7 protein-coding genes are annotated in these 4,149 nt (G+C 72.4%); all 7 read right to left on the bottom strand.

Annotation, left to right across the window (positions count from 1 at the left end):
* A partial coding sequence (locus tag ACS04_RS37560) for a LysM peptidoglycan-binding domain-containing protein (protein ID WP_048478084.1) occupies positions 1-1,001 on the bottom strand: 1,001 nt, incomplete at its 3' end.
* A gap of 30 nt (positions 1,002-1,031) precedes the next feature.
* The gene (locus ACS04_RS20315; RefSeq protein WP_078865026.1) at positions 1,032-1,478 is read right to left on the bottom strand and encodes a pilus assembly protein TadG-related protein; all 447 of its coding nucleotides are present in this window, start codon (positions 1,476-1,478) and stop codon (positions 1,032-1,034) included.
* 3 nt (positions 1,479-1,481) lie between these two features.
* The gene (locus ACS04_RS20310) at positions 1,482-1,919 is read right to left on the bottom strand and encodes a TadE/TadG family type IV pilus assembly protein (protein WP_048478140.1); all 438 of its coding nucleotides are present in this window, start codon (positions 1,917-1,919) and stop codon (positions 1,482-1,484) included.
* Between the two features lie 23 nt (positions 1,920-1,942).
* Positions 1,943-2,341 carry a TadE family protein gene (locus tag ACS04_RS20305; RefSeq protein WP_280921014.1) on the bottom strand — a complete coding sequence of 133 codons (399 nt, stop codon included), beginning with the start codon at positions 2,339-2,341 and terminating at the stop codon, positions 1,943-1,945.
* 84 nt (positions 2,342-2,425) lie between these two features.
* On the bottom strand, positions 2,426-2,623 hold the full coding sequence (locus ACS04_RS20300) for a hypothetical protein (RefSeq protein WP_048478083.1): 198 nt from the start codon (positions 2,621-2,623) through the stop codon (positions 2,426-2,428).
* 27 nt (positions 2,624-2,650) lie between these two features.
* Positions 2,651-3,544 (bottom strand): type II secretion system F family protein, encoded by an 894-nt coding sequence (locus ACS04_RS20295; RefSeq protein ID WP_048478082.1) that lies wholly within the window; start codon positions 3,542-3,544, stop codon positions 2,651-2,653.
* The coding region (locus ACS04_RS20290; RefSeq protein WP_048478081.1) for a type II secretion system F family protein at positions 3,541-4,149 on the bottom strand (609 nt) is incomplete at its 5' end. The genes ACS04_RS20295 and ACS04_RS20290, both read right to left, overlap by 4 nt.

Genomic DNA, 4,149 nt, shown 5'->3' with positions numbered 1-4,149 from the left:
GCGGCGGGTGCCGGAGTGGAAGGTGGGGCCTGCGGCGGGGCGGCTGGGGCAGTGGCGGGCTGGGGGAGGGTGAGCCACTGGCCCGGGTGGATCAGATCGGGGTTTGTGAACACGCTGCCGTCGGGCAGGGTTTGGCCCTTGTTCAGGTCGAAGATCTCCTGGTATCGGTCGGCGTTGCCCAGCGTGGTCGCGGCGATGCCGGACAGGCTGTCGCCCTCCCGGACGGTGTACGTCGCACGCGCCGTCCCGGTCTGCTGCGGGTTTTCTCCGCCTGTCGTGGCCGGGCGGGCGTCGGCGGGGAGACGGAGGATCCATCTGGGCTGGATGGGCTGGTCCGCGTGGAAGACGGTGCCGTCCGTCATGGCTTGGCCCTCATTGAGGGCGGCGATGTCGCCCCACCGCTCGCCGTCGCCGAGGCGTTCGGCGGCAATCGACCACAGGCTCTCAGCAGGTCGGGTATCGCGGACGGTGTGGGTGACGGCTGTGTCGGCGGTCGGTGCTGAGGTTTCTGCTCGTGCCGTGCTGCCCTGGGTCCCCGGGACGGGGGCGGCGCTCGCGCTGACGATCGGGGTACCGGCGGGTGCTGCGGTGGCGGGGGCGGCGAGGGCGGTGCCGGCCGGCAGGGCGAGCAGGACGGTGCCGACGAGTGCGGCGGCGGCCTGCTGTCCGACCAGTCCGCGGATCTGGGGTGCGGTGCGGCCACGGAGCTGGGCGGGGACCTCCAGCAGGACAGCGAAAACGAAGCACGCCCATCCCGCCCATCCGGCGAAGGCCAGGAGCAGGAGGAAGACCTGTCCAGAGTCCTCGGTGGACAGCAGGCTGGTCAGGGCGGCGAGTCCGGGCGGTCCGACGAGGGCGGTGGCCCACCACAGCAGGGCGGGCAGTCCGGCCAGAAGCGCGGCGAGGACGGTCAGGGAGAGCAGACCGCGCAGCAGCGCTGCCGCGGTCTGGGCGCGGCCCCGGCGGCGCGAGGATGGTGGGGCGGGGGTGGGCTTCGGCATCGGCCGGTCCTTCTCGCGTGGAGCGGTGGGCTATTGGGGCTGGGTGGTGCCGTAGAGCAGGCGGGCGGAGCCGTGACCGGTGACGTCCATCGATCCGATCCCGGCGATGGCCAGGAACTTGGTCGGGTAGGTGTCGTGGACGGTGACGGTCAGCTGGGTGCCGTCGGCGGAGAGGGCGGCGCTGCCCTGGGTGCCGGCGCGGGCGAGGTAGGCCTGCGCGGCCGCCTGGGCGGCCGCGGGATCGACACGGACCGCGGTCCCGGTGATGGCGGCCGCGGGGTCGATGGCCTGCCCGGCCGCCCGGGCCGCCTCCAGCGCGGTGGCGTCGGCGCGTTCGGTGGCGCGGAGTTTGCCGCCGCCGTCGATGGCCAGCCCGATGATCGCCAACAGAGCCACGGTCACGATCGCCGTGTACACGGCGATCCCGCCCCGGTCTTCCTGCAGGCGGCCGGACCACCAAGTGCGCAGTGTCTGCACGGTTCAGCTCTCCCGCGAGCGGTAGGCGTCCACAATGGACGTGAAGCGGCTGGTCATCGTCTTGGATCCCGGAGCGCCGGGAAGGAGCAGGTCGCTCATGGTGACGGTGCAGGAGATCGTCACCGTCACCGTGCCGACCTGCCCGACTGGCACCGCGAGCCCGGAGGCGTCCACGCTGGTGCTGGTGGAGGCGCAGTGGATGCCCTGGTCGTCAAGGGAACGGGATGCCGCGGCCGCCGCTTCGGCTTGCGCGCTGGTGTAGGTGCGGGAGATCGATGCGGCGCGGGCCGCGTCCTCGGCGGCCGCATCGACTTTCGAGCCGGCCATGACGATCCGCCCGCCTGCGATGGCCAGGCACAGCAGGATCAGCAGCAGCGGGGTGACGATCGCGGCCGCGATGGTCTCACTGCCCCGGTCACCCCCTGCGGTACGCCGCCGCATCCCATTCATGAACCCGGTGGTGGTCACGGGGTCGTCCACCTCTCCCTCGGCGCGCCGGCTGACTGCGACACGGACAGCCCGCCCACTCCGGGGATGAGGGAGGGGGCGCTGCCGGTGACCGTGACCCGCACCTCAGTTGTGGAGCTCCCGGAGGTGCTGACGGAGGTGGCGGTGAGGCTGTCGCCCGCGAGCCGGCCGAGGGTCTCTTGGGCGCGGGCTGCTCCCGCGCTGTCGGGTGCCTGGTAGACGCGGGCGGCGGCGACGCCTTCGCGGGCAGCGGTCAGCGCGATGCTGCGGGCGTGGACCCACATCGCGGCCTGGACCACGGCGACGGTGACCAGGATGACGAACGGGAAGATGATCGCCATCTGGATCGACGCCTCCCCCCGGTCCCCGGTCACCCGTCGTCGAAGTGCCGCCAGCCGGCCCCCGGCCCGCTTGTTGCGGACCGGCCCTCTCCCCGCCGTACGCGCCACTGCGCCCCCTCTCCTCCCTTTTCGCTGCTGCTAGATGCCGGAGAGCTTGGCGTTGTACTTGGAGACGACGATGCCGATGGTTCCGGCGATGGCGAGGGCCCCGGCGACGGCGGCCACCCAGATGATGATGGTTGTGATGGAGATGTCGCCCCGGTCCTCGGAGGCATGTGCCTGGACTTTCTCCCAGTGCGAGCGCAGGGCAACGTTCAAGCGGACGAAGGTCTTCATGGCAGGACTCCTTCTGTTCGGGTCGGGTCAGGTGGTGAGCATGCGGATGATGGCGGGGAAGGCGATCAGGAGCATGACCAGGACGGCGAGCAGCGCGCCGGGGGCGGTCATCTTCTCGCTGTCGCTGTTGGCGTCCGCGGCCTGCTGGACGAGGAGTTCGGTGCGCAGGTTGCGGGCGCGGGAGCGCAGGGTGGTGTAGACGGAGGCGCCGTCGTCGGCGGACTGCCGCATGATGGCTGCGAGGTCGTCCATGACCGGCAGGTCCAGCTCCGCTGTCAGGCGGGCCAGGGACTCCCAGTGCGCCACCTTGTCCACCCTCGATTGCGCCAGCGCCGCCTGGATCCGCTGGAACGCCCACCCCTGCCCCACCGTCGCGGCCTGCTCCATGGCCTGTTCGGCGGAAACGTTCCCGGCCCGGCGCAGGGCGACCAGGTCGAGGTAGGCGGCCATGGCGTGCGCGAACTCGGTCCTGGCGCGCTTGGCTTTGTCCCGCAGCGCGAGGTCGGGGGCGAACCACAGCACGACGGCGGCGAGGATGCCCACGATCGCGGGCAGGTACAAAGGCAGGCCCAGGAGCAGCAGCGGCACCGTGGACAGCGGCGGCAGCAGCAGACCGGCCCCGGCCAGCGCCACCTTGGTCAGGACGAACCGCGCCGGGGTGGTCCCGGTCAGGGCAAGGTCCTTGTACGGGATGCGGACGCCGGGGACGTCGGCGAGGCGCTCCAGCAGCCACTGCCCCCACCGTTCGTCGCGGTGGGCGCCCGCCTCGCCGGCCGGGGTGGCGGCGGGGGTGGGGGCGGGCTGGTTGAGGCGGCGCAGCGCGGGTCCGAGGGCGGGTGCGGGCCGCAGGACTTCCCGGATGAGCAGGGCGGCGCCGGAGCCGATGGCCGCGCCGGAAATGATGGCTGCGATGGGCATCATGCCGTCACCTCCACGGTGGGCTCCTCGGCGCCGGCTCCGACGATGGCCACGGGGGTGACGGCGCTGCGGGGGTCGGCGATCAGGAAGCGGGGGACGGGCTTGATGTCGGCGATCTGCCGCATCAGCGCGAGGACTGCGACGAACCCGGCCAGCAGGACGGCCAGGACGAGTTGCCCGAGCAGGGTGCCGTAGGGGGCGGTGTAGGAAGGGATGAGGAAGCCGCATCCGATCACGCCGAGGGTGATGATCGTCATCCATCGCATCGTGGTCCGTGGCTTGGCACGGTCGGCCTCGATCGCACGACGGCGGGCGACCTCCTCGTGGACGGACTCGGCGAGGTCTTCCAGCGCCTGGGCGAGCCCAGGGCCCCGGTCGGCGGCCGAGAGCACGAGGGCGGCCACCACTTTGTCCGCGGTCGCGTCGCCCAGTGCGTCGCCGAATTCCCGCAGCGCGTCCACCGGCCGCCATCCGACCTGGAGCCGGTCCACCAGGTCGGCGACCTCACCCGTGATGTCCTCGGGGCAGCCCCTGCGGGAGACGTGCAGGGCCTCGTCCAGGCCGCGGCCCAGCCGCAGAACGTTGGCCAGGCGCTGCGTCCAGTCGCC

Origin of the sequence: Streptomyces roseus (assembly GCF_001044425.1) — a bacterium.
GTDB classification, from domain to species: Bacteria; Actinomycetota; Actinomycetes; order Streptomycetales; family Streptomycetaceae; genus Streptomyces; species Streptomyces roseus.
Note: the sequence above shows the minus strand (reverse complement) of the source record. Positions and strands in the feature narration are given on the sequence as shown.